The sequence below is a fragment of the Neorhizobium sp. T25_27 genome (assembly GCF_002968565.1).
Lineage (GTDB): Bacteria > Pseudomonadota > Alphaproteobacteria > Rhizobiales > Rhizobiaceae > Neorhizobium > Neorhizobium tomejilense.
In genome coordinates this window covers 904966-930426 of sequence record NZ_PVBJ01000001.1, presented here as the reverse complement: position 1 = coordinate 930426, position 25461 = coordinate 904966, and the positions used below count along the sequence as shown (strand labels likewise).

Genomic DNA, 25461 nt, shown 5'->3' with positions numbered 1-25461 from the left:
CGCCGCAGCCGTATTTGTGTTACCATTCCAGCGGTCTCAAAGCGGAAAGGTCGAATGCCCCTTCAGCGTGTCAGTTTTTATGTGCTTCTGGTCCTGGTGACCATTGCGTTCGTCGCAGTCGTCCTGCCGTTTTATTCAGCGATATTCTGGGCAATCGTCCTCGCCATCATCTTCTTTCCTCTCCATGCTCGTATCGAGGCCCGTCTGGGCGGGCGCAGAAATGTTGCGGCGGCGCTCTCCGTCCTGATCTGCCTTTGCGTCGTCATCATTCCGGGGCTGATCGTCCTCAGCTCGCTCGTCCAGCAGGGCAACCTTCTCTATGGACGCATCGACAATGGCGAGATCGATGTCCGGAGGTTTTTCCAAGAGCTGCAGGCATCGCTCCCCCTGTTCGTCCGCGGCTGGATCGAGCGGATCGAGCTGGAAGGCTTCGACACGCTTCGGGAACGTATTTCTGCGGCGCTGATGCAGGGCGGTGGTTTCTTTGCCGGACGCGCCTTGAGCCTCGGGCAGAACACCCTGCAGTTCTTCGTCACTTTCGGCGTCATGCTCTATCTGCTGTTCTTCATGTTCCGCGACGGGCAGGTGCTCGCCCGCACGATCCGAAAGGCACTGCCTCTCAGCAACGCGCATACCCGTCGCTTCACCTCCAAATTCACCGCCGTCATCCACGCGACGGTGCGGGGCAATATCATCATTGCCATCATCCAGGGCTCGATCGGTGGCGTCGCCTTCTGGGCGCTCGGCGTGGAGCCGGCCTTGCTGTGGGGCGTTCTGATGAGCGTCCTGTCGCTGCTGCCGGCGGTCGGTGCTGCATTGATCTGGATGCCCACTGCCGTTTATCTGGCGCTTGCCGGCTTTTGGGTGAAGGCCATCGTGCTGGTTGCGGTCGGCGCACTTGTCATCGGTCTGGTCGACAATCTTCTGAGGCCGCGCCTGGTCGGCAGAGAAACCAAGCTTCCCGACTATGTCGTCCTGATTTCCACCATTGGTGGCATTTCTCTGATGGGTATCAACGGGTTCGTCATCGGACCGCTCGTCGCCGCGCTGTTCATCGCCGCCTGGGGAATATTCGTCGAGGAGGAGGGTGTTGCCGATACCCAGTGAGGGCAACGACCTCTCCGTGCATTTTTAAGACGGCCTTCGGAACTTCCGTCTCCCTGAGGGGTTCGAAAGATTCGAACCATCATCATGGAGGTGAAGCCATGAGTGCTTCGGGTCTCACCGTCTTCGACAAGACGCTGCAAACCACCAACATATGGCTGGACGATCTGATGGCCGACCAGGGACCTGACCGGCAGCTTGCCTGGCATGTGCTGGGCGCGGTTCTCCACACGCTGAGGGATCGCCTGCCGATCGAACTGGCCGCACATCTTTCGGCACAACTGCCGCTTCTCGTACGCGGCGCCTATTACGACCGCTACGATCCCTCCAGACAGCCGACCCGTTCCCGCTCGCTGGACGAATTCCTGGAACCGGTGAAGGCGGAGCTTTCATCGACGCGTCCGGTGGACGCGAAGGAGGCGGTGCGGTCGGTTTTCCGGGTGCTTTCCCATTATATCGATCCCGGCGAGGTGCGCAAAGTGCGCGAGGGACTGCCGTTGGAAGTCCAGGCGCTCTGGCCGGATCCGCAAAAACCGCACTGAAGGGTTCGGAAGGAGCGACCAATGACAATGACCCTCACCAGCCCGGCTTTCGCCGATGGCGAACGCATGCCGGACAAGTATACTCGCCTCGGGGAAAACCTGATGCCGCCTTTGAAATGGGGCGATGCGCCTGAGGAGGCCAAAAGCTTCGCACTGATCGTGGAGGACCCGGATGCACCGAGCGGGACCTTCCGCCACTGCGGTGTCTTCAATATCCCGAAGGACTGGAACCAGTTGGGCCAGAGCGCGGATACGGCGCCCGGCGGCGGTCCGCGTTTCTCCGCGAACGACTTCGGCAACGCCCGTTACGACGGGCCTCAACCGCCGAAAGGCCACGGCCTGCACCATTACCGGTTCCGTCTCGCCGCCCTCGACGTCCCAAACCTCAAGGTGCCGGACAGCGCGGGGGTCGAGGCGATGTGGAAGGAGGCGCGCAGCCACATTCTCTCGGAGACCAGTCTCACCGGAACATTCGACGTCCACTGAACGAAGGAGGAAAGACCATGAAAGTGTCAGAGATCATGTCGCGCGATATCGAGATCGCCAGTCCCCACCAGACGATCACCGAGATTGCCAAGTGCATGGCCGACAGGCAGATCGGCTTTTTGCCGGTCGGTGACAACGACAAGCTCGTCGGAACGATCACGGACCGGGATCTGGTCATCCGCGGGCTTGCCGACGGGCTCGGAGGCGATGCGAAAATCCGGGAAGTGATGACGCGTGACGTAAAGTACTGTTTCGAAGACGATGATGTCGACGACGTGGCCCGCAACATGGGCAAGGTTCAGGTCCGCCGTCTTCCTGTCGTCAATCGCGACAAACGGCTGACGGGCGTCATTTCGCTCGGGGATGCCGCCCTTGCGGACGCCGCAGCCGCAGGAGCCGGATTGAAGAAGGTTTCCCGTCCGGGCGGCGCTCACGCGCACTGAGAAAAGGACGTCGGCCGGGACAATGCCAACCTGAAAGTAGGGGATCGCCTCCTGGTTCCCTTCACGATCTCCTGCGGCGAATGCTTTTTTTGCCAGCGCGGCCTTTATTCCGGCTGTGAACGCTCTCCGCAGATCTCTCTCGCAAATCCCAGACCGCTGTGAAATTGACCCCGATAGGGTCGATGGAGTAGGGAAAGCCGACGCGGCATCCCTGCACGTGCGGATCGGCAATCGTGCCGGTGGCCGTCTGCTCGTTTGGTATATCGCAATTCCATTTGCTAGATTGCACCCGGTCCGGCCCCGAAGCGGCGGGTCGGGGCGAAGGTGATTGTAAAGAAGACGGTGAAGAAAGTGATGCAAGCAGCTCAAAAGGCTGGATATTCCAAGGCTCCAGTCTTCGCTGTGGCGCCGATGATCGATTGGACGGACAGGCATTGCCGTTTCCTGCATCGGCAATTGTCGAAATCCGCGCTGCTCTATACCGAGATGGTGGTGGCCGATGCGATCATCCATGGGCCGCGCGACAGGCTCTTGTCCTTTTCGCCGGCCGAACATCCGGTTGCGCTGCAGCTCGGCGGTTCGGACCCGGCAAAGCTTGCCGAGGCGGTGCGGATCGCTGCTGATTTCGGCTATGACGAGATCAACCTCAATGTCGGCTGCCCGTCGGACCGGGTGCAGTCGGGCACCTTTGGCGCCTGCCTGATGCGGGAGCCGGCGCATGTGGCCGACCTCGTGACGGCGATGAAGCGGGTGTCGAGCGTGCCGGTCACCGTCAAATGCCGGATCGGCGTCGACGACCAGGAGCCGACGGACGTGCTGCCGGATTTTCTCGCCCAGGTAATCGGGGCGGGGGCAGATGCCGTCTGGATACATGCCCGCAAGGCCTGGCTTCAGGGGCTTTCGCCGAAGGAAAACCGCGAAGTGCCGCCGCTCGATTACGAGCTGGTCTATGCCATGAAGCGGGAAAACCCGGACGTGTTCATCGGCATCAACGGCGGCATCGCCGATCTGGAACAGGCGGCAAACCATCTCACCCATATGGACGGGGTGATGCTCGGCCGCGCCGCCTATCACAATACCGGACTTCTGGCCGGGGTGGATGCGTTTCTGAAGGATGCCAGCCCTGCAGGAGCCGCCACCGTCGAATTCGACTGGCTGGCGCTGCGCGATACGATGGCGGACTATGCGGCGGAGCTGATCGGCCGGGGCGGGCGGCTGCATCACGTCACAAGGCACATGGTCGGGCTGTTCCAGGGGTTTGCAGGCGCACGGCGGTTTCGCCAGATCCTTTCCACCGACGCCACCCGCCCGGGTGCCGGGCTGGAGGTCATAGCGGCCGCCTTCGCGGTGGTGGATATCGACGGCGGTCCTCGGGTCCAATCCGAGGAGAAGAAGCTGGCGGGGTGAGGGCGGAGATTTTCGAGCTCCCACAAGACACACTCCACCCTTGGCGATCCTCGGATCTCCGCCGGCTTCTCCAATGGTATCGAACGGACTTCAAGAATCCGGCGACACCATCCGGTCAGCCACCATGTGTGCCGCACAGGCACGTCCGGCGCGCGCTTTCGGGCTTCAAGAGACGAAGGCTCGGTTCGTTTGCCTCCACCTCTCCCCGTTGTCGCCGGAGGGAGACGGTTTTCCGCGAACTCCGAATGGCAGGACTTACGTCGTTTCCTGCAACCCGGCGCCGGTCCCGCCTCGCCAGCACGCCTGCCGGTGTATCCGCGACGGAACGGAGGGGATTTTAGGCACGGGCCGGGAGTGCGGGGATGAAGTAGATAAGGATTTTTAGTAACTCATTTGAAGAATTGTTGAAGATCTCCAAGTGCATTCACAGTTAAGGGTGCTTCAGACCGCTGTAGAGCCATCAATTAATACGTCCTCGATATAGCTGATGCCATGAATTCCGTGCGTGAGCGTGTCGTGGAGAGATAACCCCGAGGCTTCGAGAAGTAGTTTCCACACGTCCATCGCTTCATCATACGCATTGAGGACAAGGTCGGGCTTGATCTGATATTCCCATTGGCCTTGGAGCTCGCCGTTGTATGCCTCCAATTCGTGAGGCGTGCTAACGACCTCCTTGTCCACCTCAATCAACTCGGGCTTGCCGTGGGCCAGGGTGTCGCGGATGTCCTTGAGATAGGTAAAGGCTGTAAAGGGCTTCGCGTTAAGGCTCAACGTCACTCCTACATGCCGGCAGACCTTCTTGAGCTTTTCGTAGCTAGAGTCGCGCTCCCGCCATTTCCGGCCGAGTAGTCTATCTCCGAGGAAATTGATTTTGGCTTCGAGGGCAAACGCGGTCATCGTTACGCAGGCCATCATGTCGAAGTGACTTCCTTTTACACTTCCGTCGATCTTGCTGTTCTCCATAACCTTGTTACGGAAGAAGAAGGCGGCGCTCGCTAGGTCGTTGTGGATATGGATGTGATGGGTATGCTGGATGCGAACTCGGATCTTGCGCATATGCTTCCCTGCGAACACGTGTTTAGTTCCGGGATATTCGGTAACCAATCGAAGCTCAAGTGCATCGATGTCTCGAGCTACTCTTGAAGAATTCACGAATAAGGCAAGACGCGTGGCCGCCTCGGGTTGATATCAGCCATTCTAACGTAAAGGGCCTAGCCGCACTCGGCAAACCGCTATCGCCGCCCTCAATCCCGCTTGATGCTCATCAGCACGGCCCACATGTCCGCGCCCGTCTCGAACGCTGCCGCGTTGGCCGCATAACCCTGCGCCGAGGTGAAGGCGTCGAGCATTTCGTTGGCCATGTCGACATTCGAGCTTTCGGGGAAGGTGACGGAGGTGGAGGGGGTGACGGTGGTGGTGACGCCGCCGGAATTGGGGAGCGAGGAGACCTGGGTGTCGAGGCGGTTGTAGCCGGGAGTCTGGGCATTGGCGATGTTGTGGGCCGCGGTCGCGAGGCGTTTCGCCTGGGCCTGCATGCCCGAAACCGCAATGTTCATCACCGACGACAGACCCATGACAAGCATCCCCAAACCCGATGACGGATGTTTTAGGGCAAGAGCTTCAAGGAAGACTGAACGGGAAGGGTAAGGGAAGCGTATTGCGGCGCGGCACAGATGTGCCGGAACGGGGCGGGGACTTTTCGGCAAGGCGCTATCTGCGCTTGAACGCGTTTCCGTTGCGTGTCCCGAGGCATCCTCGTCGAACGGATGCCGTCGCAATGACGGAGGCTGGCGCCCAGGCGGGTCAGATCGGGGGCGTCAGGTATGGCTGCGCAGGTCCAGATGCACCACGACCCCGGCTTCGGTGTGGGCCCGCTGGCGCTTCATCACGCGGGAACTGGAGAGGAAGACGGCGACCGAGGCCAGCCGTTCCGGATCCGTCAGTCCGCGCCTGTAATAGCGGAAGACGATCCAGGCGAGCAGCTCGGTTTCGGCGGGGTCGGCGGGGGGCCGTATCGTTTCGGCAAGTCGCACCGCTTCGCGCATCGCCTGCAGATCGTGCATGGTCATGACATGCGGAAAAAACGTCCAATCATCGGACATGGGGGCTGTCCCGGTTCTGGAAACTGCCGTGACAGAATATCAAAAACGGCAAAGCTGTCAGGGAAAGTCCGGTAACGTAACGAAGGGCCGAGCTCCGTCGCTGGCAGGCTTCGATTGCGCGCCGCGGTGGTTTACAGAAGGTCGGCCGGGATCACGTCGCAGATGGCGTCCGGAACGAAAACCTCCGCCAGCATCTCGCCCTCCGCGCTGCAGATCCGGGTGCTGCGAAGCGTGAACCTGGCCTGTGCCGCAAGGGAATCCGCGGCGAGTTCGCGGATGGCCCGGCGCGCCGAATTTTTTGCAGCGTCGAGATCGGCGAACTCCACCCCTTCGGGATCGGTGACGAATTTGCCGGTAAAGTTGATGTGAAAAAAGAACCGCTGCATGGCGAGCTCCTTTGCCGCACCCCGCAAACCAGGGGGCGGCGCCGGAGTTCCCGTGCGGTAGCGTACAAAGAGGGCGGCGGTGGATCGCCTCGCCTCCGGGGATGGATCCGGGGCGAGGCGGGATGGAGGGGAAATTTACTCGGCTGCCTCCGCGTAAGCCTCCAGCGGCGGGCAGGTACAGACGAGGTTGCGGTCGCCATAGACATTGTCGACGCGGTTGACCGGGGACCAGTATTTGTCGACGCGGAAGGCGCCCGGCGGGTAGCAGGCCTGCTCGCGGGAATAGGGGCGGTCCCATTCGCCGACCAGGTCTTCCACCGTGTGCGGGGCGTTCTTCAGCGGGTTATTCAACCGGTCCATGCGGCCGTCCTCGATGGCGCGGGCCTCCTCGCGGATCGCCAGCATCGCATCGCAGAACCGGTCGATCTCGGCCTTGGTCTCGCTTTCGGTCGGCTCGATCATCAGCGTGCCAGCGACCGGCCAACTCATGGTCGGGGCGTGGAAACCGCAGTCGATCAGGCGTTTTGCGACGTCGTCGACGCTGACGCCGGCCGAGGCGTTGAGTGGGCGCGTGTCGATGATGCATTCATGCGCGACGCGGCCTGCCTCCGACTTGTAGAGCACGTCGTAGGCGCCCTTCAGGCGGGCGGCGATATAGTTGGCGTTGAGGATCGCCACCTTGGTCGCCTGGGTCAGGCCTTCGCCGCCCATCATCAGGCAATAGGACCAGGAGATCGGCAGGATCGACGGCGAGCCGAAGGGGGCCGCCGAGACCGCGCCCCCCATTGTACCTTTATCTGGTCCGTCCGTCGCCGGGTGGCCAGGCAGGTGCGGGGCGAGATGCGCCTTGACGCCGATCGGGCCCATGCCGGGACCGCCGCCGCCATGCGGGATGCAGAAGGTCTTGTGCAGGTTGAGGTGGGAGACGTCGGAGCCGATGTCGCCGGGGCGGGAGAGGCCGACCATAGCGTTCATGTTGGCGCCGTCGAGATAGACCTGGCCGCCATGCTTGTGCGTGATCTCGCAAATCTCGCGCACGGTTTCCTCGAAGACGCCGTGGGTCGAGGGGTAGGTGATCATGCAGGCCGAGAGGTTCTCGGCATATTGTTCGGCTTTGGCGCGAAAATCGTCGAGGTCGATATCGCCGTTGTCGCGAACCTTGACGACGACCACCTTCATGCCGACCATCTGGGCGGAGGCCGGGTTGGTGCCGTGCGCGGAGGTGGGGATGAGGCAGACGTCGCGATGGGTGTCGCCATTGGCGATGTGGTAGTTGCGGATGGTGAGCAGGCCCGCATATTCCCCTTGCGCGCCGGAATTCGGCTGCAGGGAAAAGGCGTCGTAGCCGGTGATCTGGCAGAGTTTGGAGGAAAGATCGTCGATCATCTCCTTGTAGCCGAGCGCCTGGTCCGCGGGCACGAAGGGGTGGATGTCGGCAAACTCCGGCCAGGTGATCGGCAGCATTTCCGCCGTCGCGTTCAGTTTCATGGTGCAGGAGCCGAGCGGGATCATCGCCCGGTCGAGCGCCAGGTCCCGGTCCGAGAGCCGGCGGATATAGCGGGTCATCTCGCTTTCGGCGCGGTTCATGTGGAAGATCGGGTGGGTCATGTAGTCGGATTTGCGCAGGAGCGCGATCGGCAGGCGCCAGGTGGGCTCGAAATGCGAAACCTTGAAATTGCCTCCAAAAGCCCGCCAGACGGCTTCGAGCGTCGCCGGCCTTGTGCGCTCGTCGAGCGACATGCCGATGCGGGTTTCGCCGACCTTCCTGAGGTTGACACCCTCGGCGACCGCCGCGCGCATGATCAGGCCCTGCATGTGGCCGACCTCAACGGTGATAGTGTCGAAGAAGGTGTCGGGTTCGATGGTGTAGCCCAGTTTTTCGAGGCCCTTGGCCATCAGCACGGCCTTGCGGTGGACCTGCTGTGCGATGGCTTTGAGCCCGTCCGGGCCGTGGAAGACGCCGTACATGGAAGCCATGACGGCGAGCAGGACCTGGGCGGTGCAGATGTTCGAGGTCGCCTTTTCGCGGCGGATATGCTGCTCGCGGGTCTGCAGCGACAGGCGGTAGGCGCGGTTGCCGCGGCTGTCGACCGAGACGCCGACCAGGCGGCCGGGCATGGCGCGCTTGTGGGTATCCTTGACCGCCATATAGGCCGCATGCGGGCCGCCGTAACCGACCGGCACGCCGAACCGCTGGGAGGAGCCGATTGCGATGTCGGCGCCCATTTCGCCGGGGGATTTGAGTAGCGTCAGCGCCAGGGGATCGGCGGCGACGGCAGCAACCGCGCCGGTCTGGTGCAGGCGGGAGATCAGGCCGGTGAAATCGCGGACATGGCCGTTGGTGCCCGGATACTGGAAGATCGCGCCGAACACGTCGACCGGATCGAGATCGGTCATCGGGTCGCCGATGACGACGCTCCAGCCGAGCGGCGCGGCGCGGGTTTCGATCAGCGCGATCGTCTGCGGGTGGCAGGCGGCGTCGACGAAGAAGGCTGTCGCCTTCGACTTTGCCTGGCGCTGGCAGAGCGCCATCGCTTCGGCAGCGGCAGTCGCCTCGTCGAGCAGCGAGGCGTTGGCAACGTCGAGGCCGGTCAGGTCGCAGATCATCGTCTGGAAATTGAGGAGCGCCTCGAGGCGGCCTTGCGAAATTTCCGGCTGGTAGGGCGTGTAGGCGGTGTACCAGGCGGGATTTTCAAGGATGTTGCGCTGGATGACCGGCGGCGTGATCGTGCCGTAATAACCCTGGCCGATCAGCGAGACGAGCGCTTTGTTGCGGTTGGCGGTATCGCGCAGCTTGTCGAGCGCCTCGCGCTCGGTCAGCGCCGGCCCCCAGGCAAGCGGTGCCGTCTGGCGGATCGAGGATGGCACGGTGGCGTCGATCAGGGCGTCGAGGCTCTTGTAGCCGACCACTTTCAGCATCTCGGCCATTTCGGCCGGCGACGGGCCGATATGGCGGCGGTTGGCGAAGTCGTAGGGCTGGTAGTCGGTAAAATGGAAATCGGTGCTGTCGGTGGTCATGCGATCAGTTCCTGGTAGGCGGCCTCGTCGAGCAGCGCATCGGCGTCGGAGGCGGTCTTGAGCTTCAGCTTGAAGAACCAGCCTGCTCCTTGAGGATCGGAATTGACGATCGAGGGATCGTCGACGATCGCCTGGTTGACCTCGATGACTTCGCCGTCCAGCGGACAAAAGACGTCAGAGGCTGCCTTGACGCTCTCGACGGTCGCGGCATTGCCGTCCTTGGTGAGTATGGCGCCGACTTCCGGCAGTTCCACGAAAACGAGGTCGCCAAGCTGTTCGGCAGCGTGAGAGGTGATGCCGACGGTCGCGATACCGTCTTCGAGCTTCAGCCATTCGTGTTCGGCGGTGAATTTCAACATGGTTCTCTCCGGAGGATTATCGTTTGTAGGTGGGGGTGATGAAGGGAAGGGCGGAGACGGTGAGGGAAAGGTATTTTCCGCGCACCTCCGCAAAAATCTGGCAGCCGGGTTCGGCAAAGCGGGTCGGCACGTAGCCCATGGCGACCGGGCCTTCGACCGAGGGGCCGAAGGTGCCGGAGGTGACTTCGCCGAGTTCGGTCCGGCCCTCAGCGTCGGCATAGAGCTTGGCATGGGCGCGGACGGGCGCCTTGCCTTCCGGCTTCAGGCCGACGCGGCGGCGGGAGGTGCCGTTCACCAGTTCATCGAGGATGCGGGCAGCACCCGGAAAGCCGCCGGCGCGGACGCCGCCAGCGCGGCGGGCCTTCTGGATCGCCCATTCGAGCGCGGCCTCGATCGGCGAGGTTGTGGTGTCGATGTCGTTGCCATAGAGGCAGAGGCCGGCCTCGAGGCGTAGCGAATCGCGGGCGCCGAGGCCGATCGGCTGGCAGTGCAGGTCTTCGAGCAGCGCCTTGGCGATCTGTTCGGTCTGGTCTGCCGGAACCGAAATCTCGAACCCGTCCTCGCCGGAATAACCGGAGCGGGAGACGATGCAGTCGATATCGTGCAGGGACGCGTCGCGGACGTCCATGAACTTCATGGAGGTGACGTCCGGCCAGAGAGCCGCCAGGGCGCCTTCGGCGCGCGGACCCTGGAGAGCGATGAGCGCGCGGTCTTCGAGGAGTTCGACGTCGCAATTGGTCAGATGCGCCTGCAGGTGGGCGAGGTTGGCGTCCTTGCAGGAGGCGTTGACGACGACGAACAGGTGATCGCCGCGATTGGTGATCATCAGATCGTCGAGGATACCGCCGTTGTCGTCGGTGAAGAAGCCGTAGCGCTGGCGGCCGGGCTTCAGGCCGAGGATATCGACCGGCACCAGGGTTTCGAGCGCAAGTGCTGCATCCTCGTAAGCGCCGGATTTCGCGCGGATGACGACCTGGCCCATATGGGAAACGTCGAAAAGCCCGGCGGCGGTGCGGGTGTGCAGATGTTCCTTCAGCACGCCGGCTGGATATTGCACAGGCATGTCGTAGCCGGCAAAGGGCACCATCCTGGCGCCGAGCGACAGATGGAGGGCGTGAAGCGGGGTGGTCTTGAGAACGGTCTGATCGTCCAAGGACGCCTCCAGGGTTGGCGCATTTCAAGCGCCGGCTCAGATTCAGGCGCAGTGACGCACCGGTTTATGAGCCCCCTCTGTCCTTGTCGCCTGAGATTGTTATCCCTTCGGCGAGCCCTCTTCGGGCTTCTCTCCAGAGTTCCTGTCGGTCGACTGCTGGTCCTTTTGCCTGAGAGTTTCCGGGGCGGTTGCTCCTTCGGCACCGCATCTAAGCGGCTTCTCCCAGCGAGTCTGGGCGGTATTATCGGCCTTGATCGCCATTTGGCAAGCCCTCCATGTCGCACGAAACACTATTTTTGTCGCAACGCAGCAAACGCGATTTGACCTAATGCAATGGCTGGCGAAATGACCGAACAAACCGCGGCAAAAAGGGCTTTTGCGCTTTGGTGCGATTTGGGTTATTCCGGCAGGCATTCGGACAGGCGAGACGATGACGGCACGGCTCAACACGGCGGCGAACTCAACGCGCATTTTCTGCGCGATGCTGCTGCTTTTGCTGGGATTTGCCCATCAGCCGGTCCAGGCGGCAGCGCCGCTCGATTCCTACAGCGAAGCCTATCGTCTGCCGGACGGCACGTTTGCCGACATCTGCTCGTCACGCGACCACGGCCATCAGATGCCGGCGGCAAAGCCGCTCTGCGAAGTCTGCCTGCTCTCCGGATCGGTCATCCTGCCGCCGCCGAGAGATGAAACCTGGCTTGCGGCAGAGCGCGCGTCGCTCGCCAATCCCCTGCGCCAGTTTTCCGAATTGCTCGGTACGAGTGCCGTCGCCCGGCCTAAGTCTCGTGCGCCCCCGATTTCGACCTGATGCTTTAACGCTCTCAGATCAATCGCGGTCGACCGGCACGGATGCTGTCACCGCATGGGGATATTCCATGAAGACTTTCACCAAACTCACGTTCCTCGGCATTTTCGCCGCGACCGGCATTATCATTGCGGGAGCTACGGCCGCTCAAGATGCGCCCGCCAAGGTCGCCGACCTGGAAATCACCAGCGCCTTCACCAAGGCGATGCTGCCCGGCCAGCCGGTTGGGGGCGGTTATCTCACCATCAAGAACACCGGCAAGTCCGACGACATGCTGGTTTCGGTCTCGTCGCCGGCCTCGGGCACCGTGGAGTTGCACGAGATGGCGATGCAGGGCGAGGTGATGAAAATGCGCAGGCTCGATACCGGGATTGCCATCCCGGCGGGCAAGGCCGTCGAACTGACGCCCGGCGGACTGCACCTGATGTTCATCAAGGTCAAGGAACCCTTCAAGCAGGGCGGCAAAGTGCCGGTGACCCTGACCTTCGAGAAGGCCGGCAAGGTCGACATCACGCTGCCTGTCGAAGCGGCGGGGCCGGGCGGCCACGTGCACAAGTAAAATTCGATGGAGCCTACTCCCCGGAGTGGGCTCTTCGTCTCTAGCGCAGCAGTTTGAGGCTGCCGGTCAGCGACTTTATCCATTTCGAAGGTCCTGCGAGGCCAAGGCCGTCGATCTCCTCTTCCGCAAGATCGCGATCGGGGAAGGCGGCTTCATAGTCTCGATAGTCGTGCAGCGATCTGGCGAAAGCCGGAAAGGGCACGACGGCGTGGTGCTGGATCTGGTCCATGGCCTTCAGCATCAGGGATCGGATCGTATCCGCCTGCGCCTGCAGGATCGGCACCGGCAGGGCGGAACTGATATCGATCGTGCGACCCTGCCGGTCGGTCAGCCGGCGAGCTGCGAGCGCAGGCACGCGAGCGCCAAGGCCGATCGAGATGGCGCCGGCCGTGTTGGCAAGGAGGCCGAGCGGCAGGGTAGGGTTGACGATGATGGCGATGCGGATGTCGTCGGTCATGGGCAGGCAGGATATCCATCAGTGAAGAGGATCTGCAGATTACTCCGCATCGCCCGGTCGATCCTGCCTTTTACTTCTCCCTTTCGGGGTTCTGAGGTAGGATCTACCTCATCTGATGGAAATATGGGTAGAGTTTGATGGAAAACGACGTCGAGCCGGCGGATATACGAATTCTGGAAGCGTTGCAGGACGATGGCCGCCTGACCAATCAGGCGCTCGCGGACAGGATCGGGCTTTCGACATCTCCAAGCTGGCGGCGGGTGCGGCAGCTGGAGGAGACCGGCGTCATCCAGGGCTATAAGGCGGTGCTGAACCGAAAGGCGATCGGCCTCGGCGTACTTGCCTTCATCCGCGTCAAGATCGACAGCCATAGCGAGGAAGAGGCTGAAGCGTTCGCGGCGGAGGTGATCGGGCTGGACGAGGTAGTCGCCTGCTACAGCATCGCCGGCGACGCGGATTTCCTGCTGCAGGTGGTCTCGTCCGATCTCGACGCCTATGCGGATTTCGCCATGTCGACGCTACGGCGGTTGCCGCGCATCAAGGAAATGCAGACGACCTTCGTCCTCAAGGAAATCAAAGCTTTCGACGGGCTTCCGCTGCGTTTCGCAGGCCGCCGGGCCTAAAATCCTCTCTCGGCTTGCCGGACGGAGATGTCCATTCGGCCCGTCCTGCACGGGCGGCACGCAACCGGTGGGCTTTTAGAATTTGCTTCGATACAACCTGATCGAGTTGCATCAAGAAATCTTAACAGAAGTCCGCGATGAATATCGCCAACACCTCTCATCAAAGGTTTCGGCGATGGAACTGCGACGTTCTCGGGTGATTGCGGCGGCCATTTTCCTGGGCCTGCTCGGGGCAATCGTACCGATTGTCGCGATGGTCTACATTTCGTGGGTCATCACGGTCGAGAAACAACAGAACAATCTCGAACGGCTCGCCGAGCAGACGATCATGCGTGCGAGCCGGACGTTCGAGGATGCGCGGGCGGCGCTCGATTCGCTCGCCTATCCGCGCCTGGTGCCATGTTCGGACCAGCATATCGCCCGGATGCGGGTGATCGCCTTCAATACGCCCTCGGTCAAGGAAGTCGGTTATTTCGAGAACGGCCTGTTGAAATGCACCTCCTGGGGGATCGAGGAGCGCAAGGTCGACAGGCCGTGGATCGACTACATGACGCCCGACGGCGTGGAAGTGGCCACCCGCGTGCAGCCGGCGGTCAGCATGGGCAATCCGATGATGGCGCTCCACTACGGCCCCTATAACGTGCTGGTCGATCCGGCCCGCTTTGTCGATATCCTGGTGGACGCCGACATTTCGCTGGCGCTCGCCAACCGGCAGGGCATGCTGATCAACGAACTCAATTCCCCCGAAACGGACCTCGTCAACGCCCTGATCGACGAGCCGAAGAACGGCATGACCTCCTCGGCGCTCTATGCGGTGGCGCACGACAAGGGGTTGATCGCGATCGCCATCGAGCCGCGTTCCAACCTGACCGGCAGGCTGCGGGAGGAACAGCTCCTGCTGCTGCCGGTCGGTGCCTTCGTCGCCATCTTCATTGTCGGCGTGGTGGTCTGGCTGTCCAAGAAAAGACTGTCACCGCTCGGTGAGATGGCGATTGCGGTGCGCAAGCGCGAATTCATCGTCCACTACCAGCCGATCATCGAACTCAAGACCGGCATCTGCGTCGGCGCCGAGGCGCTGGTGCGCTGGCGGCGGCCGGATGGATCGCTGGTGCGCCCGGACCTGTTCATTCCGCTCGCCGAGGAAAGCGGGCTCATTCTGCCGATCACCGACCAGGTCATCGAAGCGATCGTTGCCGATCTCGGAGGATTGCTCAGGGCGGAAAGTTCGCTGCATATCGCCGTCAACCTTTCCGCCGCCGATGTCACCTCCGGCCGCATCCTCGATGTACTCGACAGGAAACTCGCCAAGACCGGGATCGCGGCAGGGCAGATCTGGCTGGAGGCCACCGAACGCGGCTTCATCGACATCGAGGCGGCGCGGACGACATTGACAGCGGCTCGGCAAAGAGGCCATTCGGTGGCGATCGACGATTTCGGCACGGGATATTCCAGCTTGCAATACCTGCAGGGGCTGCCGATGGATGCGCTGAAGATCGACAAGTCCTTCGTCGACACGATCGGCCGCAACAGCGCCACCAGCTCGGTCACCGGCCACATCATCGAGATGGCGAAGACGCTCGACCTGCAGATCGTCGCCGAAGGCGTGGAGACAGAGGAGCAGGCGGACTATCTAAAGGCTCACGACGTCAATTTCGGCCAGGGCTGGCTGTTCTCCAAACCGCTGCCGGCCGCCGATTTCATCGATTACCACCGGAACGCAAAAGCCCGCTCGGGGAGCGGGCGGGAGAATATCCGGTGCGTGGCGGCCTGAGGGCTCGCCGGGTGATATCAATCGTCCAGATCGCGATAGGCGGATTCGACCTGGCGGAACGTGACCTGCTGGCGCGGCTTCTGGTCGGCGGTGAGCATGTCGAGCGAGACGGTGGTGGCCGGGATCATGAATTCGGTATCGCCGGGGTCGCCGGCGTTTTCGGCGCGGCGCTGGTTGCGGTCAGAATCGGCCTTGATGTCCTTGACCTGATCCTTGGCCGAGATGCGTCTGCCGGGCTTCAGCGCCTCGATGGCGAGTGCGGCAGTGCTTGCCGATATGCTGACCAGTTGTGTCATCGCGCCCATCGCTCTTTTTTCTCAGAATATGATAATTACGGCGGCCCTGATTTGTTCCCCTTTAAACAAAACGTCGGCATTTTATCGATTTGACGATTCTCGTTTCTGTCCTAGAGAAGTTCCATGACCAACCTGCTTCTCGTCGCCATCGGCGGAGCGATCGGCTCCGTCTGCCGCTATCTCGTCGGGTTCTGGGCGTTGCGCCTGTGGGGGCCGGCGTTTCCGTGGGGGACGCTTGCCGTCAATATCGCCGGCTCGTTCGCGATCGGCTTTCTGGCCGAACTCATCGTCCGGCGGTTCGATGCGTCGCCCGAGCTGCGGTTGCTGATCATTACCGGCTTTCTCGGCGGCTTCACGACGTTCTCGGCCTTTTCGCTGGATGTCGTGTCGCTGCTGGAGCGGGGCGCGACCATGGTGGGCGTCACCTATATTGTCGCGAGCGTCGCAATCTCGCTGGGTGCGGTTTTCGCCGGACTGGCGCTCGGGCGGGCAATGCTCTAAAGACCGGGCAAAGGGCCGCCGGCCCACACATAGATATGAAAGAGCTTTGATGGCAGGCATCGAGCATATCCGCGTCGAAGCGGACGAAGCGGGAATGCGTCTCGACCGCTGGTTCAAGATCCACTACCCGGGCCTCGGCTTCGGGCCGCTCCAGAAACTGCTGCGCTCCGGACAGGTGCGCGTCGACGGCGGACGGGTGAAATCCGACGCCCGCGTACAGCCGGGACAGACGGTGCGCATCCCGCCTTTGGACGTGGATGCAAAGAAGACGGGGCCGATCGCCGGCAAGGATCTCAAGCATTCCAGCGATTTCGAACTGCTGTCGCGCATGGTCCTGCATGAGGACGAGAAGGTCATCGTGCTCAACAAGCCGGCCGGCCTTGCGGTGCAGGGCGGATCGGGCGTCGCGCGCCATATCGACCAGATGCTCGACAGCTGGATCAGCCCGAAAGGCGAAAAGCCGCGGCTCGTCCACCGGCTCGACCGCGACACGTCGGGCGTGCTGGTGATCGCCCGCACTCGTGGTGCTGCGCAGAAGCTGACGGCCGCCTTCCGCGAGCGCGATACCAAGAAGACCTATTGGGCGCTGGTCAAGGGCGTGCCGCGCAAGCACGAAGACAAGATCTCCACCTGGCTGGTGAAGGAACAGACGCCGGATGGCGACCGCATGCGGATCGCCAGGCATGGCGAGGACGGTGCCGACCACGCGGTGTCCTATTACCGCGTTCTGGAAATGGCGGCGCAGACGCTCTGCTGGCTGGAGATGGAACCCTATACCGGCCGCACCCATCAGCTGCGCGTCCATGCGCTGCATATCGGCCATCCGATCATCGGCGACCCGAAATATTTCGACGACGATCACAACTGGGATTTTCCGGGCGGCATCCAGAAGAAGCTGCATCTCCACGCGCGCCATATCGACATTCCGCATCCGAACGGCGGCCGGCTAAAGGTCACGGCACCGCTGCCACCGCATATGGTGCAGAGCTGGAACCTTCTCGGCTTCGACATGGAAAACGGCCGCAGGGACGACGAAGAATGAAACTGGTCCTTTTCGATTGCGACGGCACGCTGGTCGACAGCGCGAACCTGATCCACGAAACCATGCGCCGCACCTTCGCCCATTTCGACAAGCCGGAACCCAAGGTGGAAGACACCAAGGCGATCATCGGGCTGACGCTCGACATCGCAATCGCCCGCATGCAGGGCAAGCCGCATGCGGACGAAGAAGCCGTCGAGATGATGGCCTATTACAAGACACTGTTTGCCGTCGTGCGCCAGGATCTCGGTTTCAAGGAGCCGTTGTTCGAGGGGATTCGCGAGCTGATCGACACGATCGGTCCGCGCAGGGACCTGCTGATCGGCGCGGTGACCGGCAAATCGCGGCGCGGCCTGAAGCTGGTCGTGGAGACGCACGGGTTCGACAAGTATTTCATGGTGTCGCGCACCGCCGACGACTGCCCCTCGAAGCCGCATCCGGCGATGGTGACCGAATGCTGTGACGAGACCGGCATGAAACCTTCCGACACTCTTGTCATCGGCGATGCCATTTACGATATGCAGATGGCGAAGGCGGCCGGCGCCACGGCGATCGGCGTTGCCTGGGGTTACGCCTCGGTGGACGAGCTGAACAAGGCCGGAGCCGACGCGATCATCCATCATCCGAGCGAGTTGCTGAGCCATATCGGTTGAGGTTTTATTTCCATGCGTGACATGTTTCCCGATCCATCCGAAGCGCTGAGCCATCCGGACCCGACGCGGCGGGCGCAGATCCAGATGCACAAGCCGCTGCCGAAGCGCTTCTACAAAAAAGTATCGGTTGCCGAGGGCGAGGGCGGCCATGCCATCCATCTCGACGGCAGGCCGGTCAGGACGCCGGCCAAGAACGGGCTCGTCGCGCCGACGGCACGGCTTGCCGAACTGATCCGCGACGAATGGGCCAACCAGGTGGATGTTATCGATCCGGGCACCATGCCGGTGACGCGGCTCGTCAACACCGCGATCGACGGCATCGCCACCGACCCCCAGTCGGTGTTCGAGGATATCCTGCGCTTCTCCTCGAGCGACCTGCTCTGCTACCGCGCGGAAACACCGGAAAACCTGGTCGCCCGCCAGAGCGAACAATGGGATCCGATCGTCGACTGGGCCGCGAACGAACTCGGCGCCCGCTTCATCCTGGTCGAGGGCGTGATGCCCCAGGAGCAGCCGAAGGAGGCGACCGCCGCCTTTGCGGTGACGCTGAAGAAATACGATACGCCGATCGAACTCGCCGTGCTGCACACGGTGACGACGCTGACCGGTTCGGCGATCCTGGCGCTTGCCTTCGCGGAAGGCCGGCTCACCGCCGACGAGGCCTGGACGCTCGCCCATCTCGACGAGGACTGGACGAACGAACATTGGGGCACGGACGCAGAAGCCGAACATCGCCGCGCCAAGCGGCTCGAGGAAATGCGGGCGGCGACCGAAACTTTTCTTGCCTTGAAGCCCTCGGCTTAATCGTTCTCTAACCGTGTTCGTTGGAACATCTGAAGGTGCCGTCTTGCGGGTTCCTTCATGTTTCGTCGCCTCTCTCGTTTCTGTCTTATCGCTTTGACGGCCCTGCCGCTGATGTCGTTCCGTCTGGAGCAGGCAAACACGGCGCAGGAAAAACTTTTCTATGACGTGCGCGGCGCCTTCGTGACCGCGCGGCCGGACGTGCCGAAGGGATTGGTGATCGCCACCGACATGCTGGTCGACGAGGCGATCCGCGCAACCACCAGGTCGATCGCCCTGCCGAGGACGATCATCTCGGTACGCATCGACGAGATGTCGCATATGCCCATGCTGATCGGCAGCCGACATGAGGCGAAGGTGACGGTGCAGGCGATTTCGGTCAACAGCGGCGAACCGATCGCCAGGGGAACGTTCAAGACGTCGATCTACCTGCTGGACGGCGACACCGCGGACCGTGACCTCGCCGAAAAGATCGCCGACCGCATCTCCAGCGAATTCCGCCTCGACGGCCAGCGCCGCCCAACCATGGCGACCGCCCTGTTTCCGTGAGATTTAGCCCAGCCGTTCCGCGTGCCAGCGGAGATGGTCGTCCATGAAGGTCGAGATAAAATAATACGAATGGTCGTAGCGCTCGTGCATCCGTAGCGTCACGTCTATATCCGTTCCCTTGGCCGCTTCCTCGAACAGCCAGGGGCGCAGGCCGCTTTCGAGGAAGCCGTCGGCCTTGCCCTGGTCGATCAGGAATTCCGAAAAGCGCGCCCCGTCCTCGACCAGTGCGCAGGCGTCGTATTGCCGCCAGGTGGAGCGATCGGCACCTAGGTACTTCTCGAAGGCCGGCGCCGACCAGTCGGCGGTCGAAGGCTCGACGATCGGCGCGAAGGCGGAGCAGCTCCTGAAGCGGTCGGGGTTCCGAAGCGCGATCGTCATCGCGCCGTGACCACCCATGGAATGGCCGAAAATCCCCTGGCGGCCCATGTCCATGCGAAAATGCTGGCTGACGAAGTTCGGCAGTTCCTCTGTGATGTAGGTGTACATCTGATAGTTTTCGGCCCACGGCTTTTCCGTCGCATCGAGATAGAAGCCGGCGCCCTTGCCCATCTGCCAGTTGGTGAGCTCGTCGGGTACGTCATTGCCGCGCGGGCTGGTATCCGGGCAGATGACGATCAGGCCAAGTTCCGCGGCCATCCGCCTGTATTCGCCCTTTTCCATGATGTTGGCATGGGTGCAGGTGAGGCCCGAGAGATACCAGACAACAGGGCAGGGCTTCTTGATCGCCTGGGGCGGCACGAAGACGGCGAAGGTCATCTCGCATTTGCAGGCCTCGGAATCGTGCATGAATACGCCCTGCATGCCGCCGAAGGCAGTGTTCTGGGAAAGGACCTTCATCGGTGCTCCTCGAAGATATCAGTTGCCCATAGACACGACGGCGTTGACGGCCGCGGCGACAAGGACGGTGTTGAAAAAGAAGGACACGACCGCATGCAGGAGGTTGATGCGGCGCATGCCGGTCGTGGTGATCTGGACGTCCGAGGTCTGGGCGGTCATGCCGATGACGAACGAGAAATAGAGGAAATCGTAGGCGCCGGGCTCGTCGGTTTCGGGAAAATCGAGGCCGCCGCGCTTCGCCTCGTTCTCCTCCGCCTGTTCCTCCGGCCGCCAGAAGCGATGGGCATAGTGCATGGCGAACATGGTGTGGATCGTCAGCCAGCCGAGCACGACGGATGCGAAGGCAAGCGACACGGAGGCAGCACCCGCGGGCTGCGAGCGGTTCAAGGCCTCGAACAGCGAAACAATGGCGGCGGCGACGGCAAGCAAGGTCACGGCGAGGATGACCGGCGCCGGTTCGTCGTCGTTCTGCCCCTTGTCTCTCAACGTGGGGCCGTCGAGCTTGCGGATGCGAAAGGCCATCATGACAAGATAGATCAGGAAGAAGACGACGACTGCGATGCCCGGTGCGAGCTCAGGCGTGTAGAAGAGCAGGAACGGCAGACAGACCAGCGAGGCGATGGTGCCGGCGAAGAACGGCCCGTGCCGGTGATAGGTCAATCTGCGCCAGGGGCTCGGCATCCGGCTTTCCGATCGCTCACGTGGCCGATTTGGACCGGCGGCAGAGCCTGTCCAGCGTTTCCAGGAATTTCGAACGGTCGCGTGGGGAAAAGGCGGCGTTGTAGCCCTTGCTTTCGCCGGTCTCGCGCAAATGCGCCCCAAGGTCGCGCATGGCGCTCGCCATGCCGATATTGGTCTCGTCGAAGACCCTGCCGGTCGGACCGGTCACCTGCGCGCCCGATGCTACGCAGCGTACGGCCAGCGGCACGTCGGCGGTGATGACGATATCGGCGGGTCCGGCGCGCTCGGCGATCCAGTTGTCGGCGGCATCGAAACCGGCAGAAACGATGACGTTGTGGACCATCGGATCACGAGTGGGGCGCAGGCCGGAATTGGCGACGAAGGTCACTTCGATGCCGTGGCGTTCAGCGACTTTCAGGACCTCCGGCTTGACCGGACAGGCATCGGCGTCGACATAGATCATGGATGGATACTCAGGCCCAATCCGGCGACCTCCTGCACGAGGGGAGGCAGCGTAGCCCACCGCAGCGGGCTACGCGCAGGATATGCTTCAGGCGACGGCAGTGGTCTGGTCGTCGACTGCTGCGCCGGGTACGTTTTTCTTGATCGATTCTATGGCCGAAACGGCGGAAGCCTTGGCCGAATAACCTTCGGAAGAGAACATGGACTGGCCGTTCGAAGCCTTGAAGCGAAAACGGTATTCCCCAGCCTTGTCCTGGTAGATTTCAAATTTGTACATCTTCTGCGTTCCTCACATTAAACGGAGTTAAATCCTAGCTCTATTCGCAGTATCGGAGCGTGTTCCGGAACATCGCGGAACTTCGCTCAGTAAATCACTACGCTGCGAATCGATTCGCCGCCATGCATCAGCTCAAAACCCTTATTGATGTCTTCGAGCGGCATCGTGTGGGTAATCATCGGGTCGATCTCGATCTTGCCCTCCATGTACCAGTCGACGATCTTCGGAACGTCGGTGCGGCCGCGGGCTCCGCCGAAGGCCGTGCCCATCCAGGTGCGGCCGGTGACGAGCTGGAAGGGACGGGTGGAAATTTCCTGGCCGGCGCCGGCAACGCCTATTACCACCGACTTGCCCCAGCCGCGATGCGAGGCTTCGAGCGCCTGGCGCATGACCTTGGTATTGCCGGTGCAGTCGAACGTATAGTCGGCTCCGCCGATCTGGTCGGCGCCGCGCTTCGTCAGATTGACGAGATAGGGGACGATGTCGCCGTCGACTTCCTTAGGATTGACGAAATGGGTCATGCCGAAGCGTTCGCCCCAGGCCTTCTTGTCGTTGTTCAGATCGACGCCGATGATCATGTCGGCGCCAGCCAGGCGCAGGCCCTGGATGACGTTCAAACCGATGCCGCCGAGCCCGAAGACGATGGCGGTGGCGCCGATCTCCACCTTGGCGGTGTTGATGACGGCGCCGATGCCCGTCGTCACGCCGCAGCCGATATAGCAGACCTTGTCGAAGGGGGCGTCCGGGTTGATCTTGGCGACCGCGATTTCCGGAAGGACCGTGTAATTCGCAAAGGTCGAGCAGCCCATATAGTGATGGATCTTGTCCTTGCCGATCGAGAAGCGCGATGTGCCGTCGGGCATCAGGCCCTGGCCCTGGGTCGAGCGGATGGCGGTGCAGAGATTGGTCTTGCGCGACAGGCACGACGGGCATTCGCGGCATTCCGGCGTATAGAGCGGGATGACGTGATCGCCCTTCTTGACCGAAATGACGCCTGGGCCGACGTCGACGACGATGCCGGCACCCTCGTGGCCGAGGATCGCCGGAAAGAGGCCTTCCGGATCGGCGCCGGACAGGGTGAAATCATCGGTGTGGCAGATGCCGGTCGCCTTCACCTCGATCAGCACTTCGCCGGCGCGGGGCCCCTCGAGCTGTACGGTCATGACTTCGAGCGGTTTGCCAGCCTGAACGGCGACGGCGGCGCGGACATCCATGATGCTCTCCCTTGAGGCTTTTTAGATTCGGCGCGACCTTGGCACAGGCGAGGGCCCCGGCTCAAGCCGGAACGAGCCGTTCGCGGTCGCATTTCGGTGAGCGGATCAGGGACCGATCAGGGGCACGTGCGGCGAGGTCGTGCGCGGCGCCAGGCCGGTCAGGCGCGGATCGTCCAGCACTTCGACCATCAGCGCGTAGGGCGTGAACCCAGACCGCTGGTAGAACTGCATCGCGGCCGGGTGGTCGAAGTGGCAGGTATGCACCCAGAAACGGCGGATCGGATGCGCCCAGGCCCTCTCGATCGCCCAGTTCATCATGAAACGCCCGGCGCCCTTGCCGATCGCACCGGTGACGAGGCCGAAATAGACGAGCTCGCATTCGCCCTGTTCCCGGAAATCGAGTTCCAGGAGGCCGATCCGGCGGCCGCCGTCGAGAAGCACGTAGATCTCGACCTGCGGATCGCTGAGCACCGAGGCAAGTTCGTCGTCGCTCATGACCAGCCGCGACACCCACATCCAGTTCTCGCCGACCGCCCGGAACAGCGCGCGGTATTCGTCGAGAGCAGGAGACTGCCAGCGTTCCAGGGTAAGCGTGTCCGGCGCCGTCGCGGTTTTCCTGCGCGGCTTCTCGAACATTTCGAGGCAGGTCACGACGGTGGCAATCTTGCCCGGAGGTACGGCGGAATAGCCGGACGGCAGTGTGGGGTTTTCGCTTTTCATGTAACCTTTTGAGCCGCTTGGCGGGTTGATGTCAATGGGTGGAGACGTCGATGGCGCGTGATATCGAAGGTGGGTGATCACCCGAAAAGGCGGTCGCAGGCGTAGACGATTCCGTGCGAATGGATGGCGACCGCGGCATAGAGGCCGAGCCCCGCCATCAGCCGCTCGCCCGGATGCATGGGGTCGAGACTTTCGCGCGGCTTGGCGGACGAAATGCCCATTAGGCTCATCAGCGTGAAGACGGCTAGGGCCGCGATCAGGGCGGTCGACGACAGGCCGATCCGGTAACCGACCCAGAGCATCAGAAGCGTGATCCCGAAACTGCCGGCGACGAGCAGGCTACGGGTCGGAAAGATCTGCCTCAGCACCCTGCCGCCGTCGAACTGGGACATCGGCAGAAGGTTGAGGAGGTTGAAGGCCCCTAATATCAGCAGGAAGACCAGAGCCGGTTCACGCAGGGACGAGGACAATAGGTGGGCGTTTGAGAGGTCGTGGACGGAAATCACCACCGGTACGAGGAAGGCGGACATGCCTGCGCCCATCAGCGCGCATGTGGCGACTTCGAAGCGGCTGTTATAGGGCCGCCCGCCGATGGCGATGCCTCCGAGAAACGGCACGAAGATCATCCTCACCCGTTCATGCCCGAAGGCGCGATAGGCCGCCATGTGCCCAAGTTCGTGCAGCACGATGACCAGGGTCAGGATTATGGAGATCGTCAGGCCTGCCGCAGTCAGCCCGAAAAAGGGCCAGAGCAGCAGCGTCGAGAGGAGCGCCAGGACTATCTGGACGACCGGGTGTTCGATCATGCCGCTTGTTTTCGGCCGGCCGTTTTTCATCCAGGCAGTCAGCGACGAAAGCTCGCGGCGGATCATGAAATAGCGAAACAGGTAGACGGCGAAGCCCCGATAGTCGTCCGTCTGCGCGAGGGTGACCGTGGAGCCGCCGGGTGAAGGCGACACGGCACGGTATTCCTCGAAATTGCGCCAGAAGGAAATGTCGAGCGCTGTGTCGTCGACGACGCGTGCGCGGCTCTCGTAGCTGAGCTGGGCACTATCGATAGTTTCCTCGACCTTGAAGACCCGCCGGATCGGCGCACCGTGGCGATCGGGATGGCTGTAGGCGATCTCGATCCCGCCGCGGTTCTTTTCCGTCCCTGATGAGAGGATCGAAGGGTTCCAGCTCGCTTCCTCGCCGCCGGGATGAAAGGCGTGCCACAGACGCTCCGGAGCGATTTCAAGCGTCCGGCGCAGCGCGATGGTGCGGCGGCCGACGGGTGCGGCCATCAGCAGCCAGAGCAGACCGAGATTGATCGTCAGCAACAGGACGGCGGAGACAGTGGGCGTCATATCGACCTCGGAAGCCTGTCGGCTCGCCATCGGCCGATCATCAGGGACACCATTAGGCCGATTGATTTTCCAGGCGGTTTAGCCAACCGATAAAATGCGAACGAGCAGCCGTGCAACGCGGCGCGGCCGGCGGTTCGTCAGGCCGCCACCTCTTGCGTCAGGCGATGCCTGGCATCGGTCACCAGCCAGGGACCCGACCGCAGCACTTCCTTCGGCCTTTCATATGTCGTCACCGCCGCGATGATCTCCCGCCAGGCGGGATGATGGGTCTTAGCATCGGCCAGTTCGTCGATCTCGCGCAGGACCCACGCTTCGACCGGCGACAGCATCAGCCGGCCACGTTCTGTCGCTCCCCGCAGAACCCGCCAGATATAGGTGAGGTCAAAGGCGGTGATGCCGGCAGAGGCCGGGCGGATAGCACGATAGGCGCCTCGCGCGCCGGGCTCGAGAGCCAGGCGGATCTGGTCGAGCGCAAAGGCCGAGAGGCTCTCCGGCACCTCGGATGCCATTTCCATGGCATGCAGCAGCAGTTCGAGCTCCGGGGCGGAACGCACGGCGCCGTCGGCGGCGATCGTGCGCATCAGCCAACCGGCTTTCGCGTCGTCGATGCGTCCCAGCGGCTCCGTGCCGCGCACGAGATATGCCGTCAGGCTTTCGACGAAATAGGTCGACCATTCGGGGCTTTGTTCGGGACAGGAATCATTCAGCGCAAAAAGGGCGAGCGCGTCTTCGGAGGAGCAAATGCCATCCGGGAACGCGTATTTGCGCAGCATCAGAATATCGTCGGCCACAATCCGACCCTTCCCGGCGATGACACATGCCGGAAAAGAAAAGCGGAACCCGCTCATCTTTATTTCTCCGTTTCATCAT

The 25461-nt window shown here is 62.3% G+C and carries 31 protein-coding genes, 1 pseudogene and 2 riboswitches; of the genes and pseudogenes, 15 read left to right on the top strand and 17 right to left on the bottom strand.

Going from position 1 to position 25461, the window contains the following annotated elements; translation table 11 throughout:
• Positions 1-54 precede the first annotated feature (54 nt).
• From C5J24_RS04660 to dusA, 6 genes and pseudogenes are all read left to right on the top strand, one after another.
• Positions 55-1107 (top strand): AI-2E family transporter, encoded by a 1053-nt coding sequence (locus C5J24_RS04660; protein WP_105415941.1) that lies wholly within the window; start codon positions 55-57, stop codon positions 1105-1107.
• Positions 1108-1205: 98 nt separating this feature from the next.
• Positions 1206-1646, top strand: coding sequence for a DUF2267 domain-containing protein (locus C5J24_RS04655; protein ID WP_105403538.1), 441 nt, complete (start codon positions 1206-1208; stop codon positions 1644-1646).
• 21 nt (positions 1647-1667) lie between these two features.
• On the top strand, positions 1668-2132 hold the full coding sequence (locus tag C5J24_RS04650) for a YbhB/YbcL family Raf kinase inhibitor-like protein (RefSeq protein ID WP_105415939.1): 465 nt from the start codon (positions 1668-1670) through the stop codon (positions 2130-2132).
• Between the two features lie 17 nt (positions 2133-2149).
• Entirely contained in the window at positions 2150-2575 is a 426-nt protein-coding gene (locus tag C5J24_RS04645; RefSeq protein WP_105415937.1) for a CBS domain-containing protein, read from the top strand.
• Positions 2576-2581: 6 nt separating this feature from the next.
• Positions 2582-2701 (top strand): annotated as a pseudogene (locus tag C5J24_RS04640) (alcohol dehydrogenase catalytic domain-containing protein); the annotation flags it as partial.
• Positions 2702-2929: 228 nt separating this feature from the next.
• Positions 2930-3982, top strand: a complete 1053-nt coding sequence (dusA, locus tag C5J24_RS04635; protein WP_105415936.1) for a tRNA dihydrouridine(20/20a) synthase DusA — start codon at positions 2930-2932, stop codon at positions 3980-3982.
• 441 nt (positions 3983-4423) lie between these two features.
• Here dusA and C5J24_RS04630 read toward each other — a convergent pair whose 3' ends face one another.
• The 7 genes from C5J24_RS04630 to gcvT form a co-directional block, all read right to left on the bottom strand.
• On the bottom strand, positions 4424-5038 hold the full coding sequence (locus C5J24_RS04630) for a hypothetical protein (RefSeq protein WP_105415934.1): 615 nt from the start codon (positions 5036-5038) through the stop codon (positions 4424-4426).
• Between the two features lie 188 nt (positions 5039-5226).
• Positions 5227-5556, bottom strand: coding sequence for a flagellar basal body protein (locus tag C5J24_RS04625; protein WP_105415932.1), 330 nt, complete (start codon positions 5554-5556; stop codon positions 5227-5229).
• Between the two features lie 243 nt (positions 5557-5799).
• On the bottom strand, positions 5800-6084 hold the full coding sequence (locus C5J24_RS04620) for a hypothetical protein (RefSeq protein WP_105415930.1): 285 nt from the start codon (positions 6082-6084) through the stop codon (positions 5800-5802).
• A 131-nt stretch (positions 6085-6215) separates the two neighbouring features.
• Positions 6216-6470, bottom strand: a complete 255-nt coding sequence (locus C5J24_RS04615) for a hypothetical protein (RefSeq protein WP_105415928.1) — start codon at positions 6468-6470, stop codon at positions 6216-6218.
• A gap of 135 nt (positions 6471-6605) precedes the next feature.
• A complete protein-coding gene (gene gcvP / locus C5J24_RS04610) occupies positions 6606-9488 on the bottom strand; it encodes an aminomethyl-transferring glycine dehydrogenase (RefSeq protein ID WP_105415926.1) in 2883 nt (960 codons plus the stop codon).
• On the bottom strand, positions 9485-9847 hold the full coding sequence (gene gcvH, locus C5J24_RS04605) for a glycine cleavage system protein GcvH (protein WP_105415924.1): 363 nt from the start codon (positions 9845-9847) through the stop codon (positions 9485-9487). Before gcvH ends, gcvP begins: the two co-directional genes overlap by 4 nt.
• Before the next feature lie 16 nt (positions 9848-9863).
• Positions 9864-11000, bottom strand: coding sequence for a glycine cleavage system aminomethyltransferase GcvT (gcvT, locus tag C5J24_RS04600; protein ID WP_105415922.1), 1137 nt, complete (start codon positions 10998-11000; stop codon positions 9864-9866).
• A 67-nt stretch (positions 11001-11067) separates the two neighbouring features.
• Positions 11068-11147: riboswitch (glycine riboswitch) on the bottom strand.
• Positions 11148-11235, bottom strand: a riboswitch (glycine riboswitch).
• A gap of 195 nt (positions 11236-11430) precedes the next feature.
• On the opposite strand from gcvT, the gene C5J24_RS04595 reads away from it, so the two are divergent.
• The gene (locus tag C5J24_RS04595; protein ID WP_105416646.1) at positions 11431-11808 is read left to right on the top strand and encodes a hypothetical protein; all 378 of its coding nucleotides are present in this window, start codon (positions 11431-11433) and stop codon (positions 11806-11808) included.
• A 67-nt stretch (positions 11809-11875) separates the two neighbouring features.
• Positions 11876-12364 carry a copper chaperone PCu(A)C gene (locus C5J24_RS04590; protein ID WP_105415920.1) on the top strand — a complete coding sequence of 163 codons (489 nt, stop codon included), beginning with the start codon at positions 11876-11878 and terminating at the stop codon, positions 12362-12364.
• 40 nt (positions 12365-12404) lie between these two features.
• Here the strand turns inward: C5J24_RS04590 and C5J24_RS04585 are convergent, their stop codons facing one another.
• A complete protein-coding gene (locus tag C5J24_RS04585; RefSeq protein WP_105404898.1) occupies positions 12405-12821 on the bottom strand; it encodes a DUF2000 domain-containing protein in 417 nt (138 codons plus the stop codon).
• A 137-nt stretch (positions 12822-12958) separates the two neighbouring features.
• Here C5J24_RS04585 and C5J24_RS04580 point away from each other — a divergent pair, with 137 nt between their 5' ends.
• Positions 12959-13444, top strand: coding sequence for an Lrp/AsnC family transcriptional regulator (locus tag C5J24_RS04580; protein WP_105415918.1), 486 nt, complete (start codon positions 12959-12961; stop codon positions 13442-13444).
• A 175-nt stretch (positions 13445-13619) separates the two neighbouring features.
• Positions 13620-15215, top strand: a complete 1596-nt coding sequence (locus tag C5J24_RS04575) for an EAL domain-containing protein (protein ID WP_105415916.1) — start codon at positions 13620-13622, stop codon at positions 15213-15215.
• 17 nt (positions 15216-15232) lie between these two features.
• On the opposite strand, the gene C5J24_RS04570 is transcribed toward C5J24_RS04575, so the two are convergent.
• Positions 15233-15520 (bottom strand): hypothetical protein, encoded by a 288-nt coding sequence (locus C5J24_RS04570; protein ID WP_105415913.1) that lies wholly within the window; start codon positions 15518-15520, stop codon positions 15233-15235.
• Positions 15521-15634: 114 nt separating this feature from the next.
• Here C5J24_RS04570 and crcB point away from each other — a divergent pair, with 114 nt between their 5' ends.
• The 5 genes from crcB to C5J24_RS04545 are packed head-to-tail and all read left to right on the top strand — an operon-like array spanning position 15635 to position 19054.
• Positions 15635-16012, top strand: coding sequence for a fluoride efflux transporter CrcB (gene crcB / locus C5J24_RS04565; RefSeq protein ID WP_105404894.1), 378 nt, complete (start codon positions 15635-15637; stop codon positions 16010-16012).
• A gap of 49 nt (positions 16013-16061) precedes the next feature.
• The gene (locus C5J24_RS04560) at positions 16062-17054 is read left to right on the top strand and encodes an RluA family pseudouridine synthase (RefSeq protein WP_105404893.1); all 993 of its coding nucleotides are present in this window, start codon (positions 16062-16064) and stop codon (positions 17052-17054) included.
• A complete protein-coding gene (locus C5J24_RS04555) occupies positions 17051-17704 on the top strand; it encodes an HAD family hydrolase (protein WP_105415911.1) in 654 nt (217 codons plus the stop codon). The genes C5J24_RS04560 and C5J24_RS04555 overlap by 4 nt, the downstream gene beginning before the upstream one ends.
• Positions 17705-17716: 12 nt before the next feature.
• Positions 17717-18508 (top strand): ATP12 family chaperone protein, encoded by a 792-nt coding sequence (locus tag C5J24_RS04550; protein ID WP_105415910.1) that lies wholly within the window; start codon positions 17717-17719, stop codon positions 18506-18508.
• Between the two features lie 57 nt (positions 18509-18565).
• Complete coding sequence (locus C5J24_RS04545) at positions 18566-19054, top strand: hypothetical protein (protein WP_105415908.1); 489 nt, start codon at positions 18566-18568, stop codon at positions 19052-19054.
• A 3-nt stretch (positions 19055-19057) separates the two neighbouring features.
• On the opposite strand, the gene fghA is transcribed toward C5J24_RS04545, so the two are convergent.
• The 8 genes from fghA to C5J24_RS04505 form a co-directional block, all read right to left on the bottom strand.
• Complete coding sequence (gene fghA / locus C5J24_RS04540) at positions 19058-19891, bottom strand: S-formylglutathione hydrolase (RefSeq protein WP_105415906.1); 834 nt, start codon at positions 19889-19891, stop codon at positions 19058-19060.
• Between the two features lie 18 nt (positions 19892-19909).
• Positions 19910-20572 (bottom strand): DUF1345 domain-containing protein, encoded by a 663-nt coding sequence (locus C5J24_RS04535; protein ID WP_105415904.1) that lies wholly within the window; start codon positions 20570-20572, stop codon positions 19910-19912.
• Positions 20573-20588: 16 nt separating this feature from the next.
• Positions 20589-21035: a YaiI/YqxD family protein gene (locus tag C5J24_RS04530; RefSeq protein WP_105404887.1), complete on the bottom strand. Its 447-nt coding sequence runs from the start codon at positions 21033-21035 to the stop codon at positions 20589-20591.
• 87 nt (positions 21036-21122) lie between these two features.
• Entirely contained in the window at positions 21123-21311 is a 189-nt protein-coding gene (locus C5J24_RS04525) for a YegP family protein (RefSeq protein WP_046636214.1), read from the bottom strand.
• Between the two features lie 86 nt (positions 21312-21397).
• Complete coding sequence (locus tag C5J24_RS04520; RefSeq protein ID WP_105415902.1) at positions 21398-22525, bottom strand: S-(hydroxymethyl)glutathione dehydrogenase/class III alcohol dehydrogenase; 1128 nt, start codon at positions 22523-22525, stop codon at positions 21398-21400.
• Positions 22526-22630: 105 nt separating this feature from the next.
• A complete protein-coding gene (locus C5J24_RS04515; protein WP_105415900.1) occupies positions 22631-23245 on the bottom strand; it encodes a GNAT family N-acetyltransferase in 615 nt (204 codons plus the stop codon).
• 77 nt (positions 23246-23322) lie between these two features.
• The gene (locus C5J24_RS04510) at positions 23323-24591 is read right to left on the bottom strand and encodes a hypothetical protein (RefSeq protein WP_105416644.1); all 1269 of its coding nucleotides are present in this window, start codon (positions 24589-24591) and stop codon (positions 23323-23325) included.
• A 137-nt stretch (positions 24592-24728) separates the two neighbouring features.
• Complete coding sequence (locus C5J24_RS04505) at positions 24729-25382, bottom strand: hypothetical protein (protein WP_172723844.1); 654 nt, start codon at positions 25380-25382, stop codon at positions 24729-24731.
• Between the last annotated feature and the right edge of the window lie 79 nt (positions 25383-25461).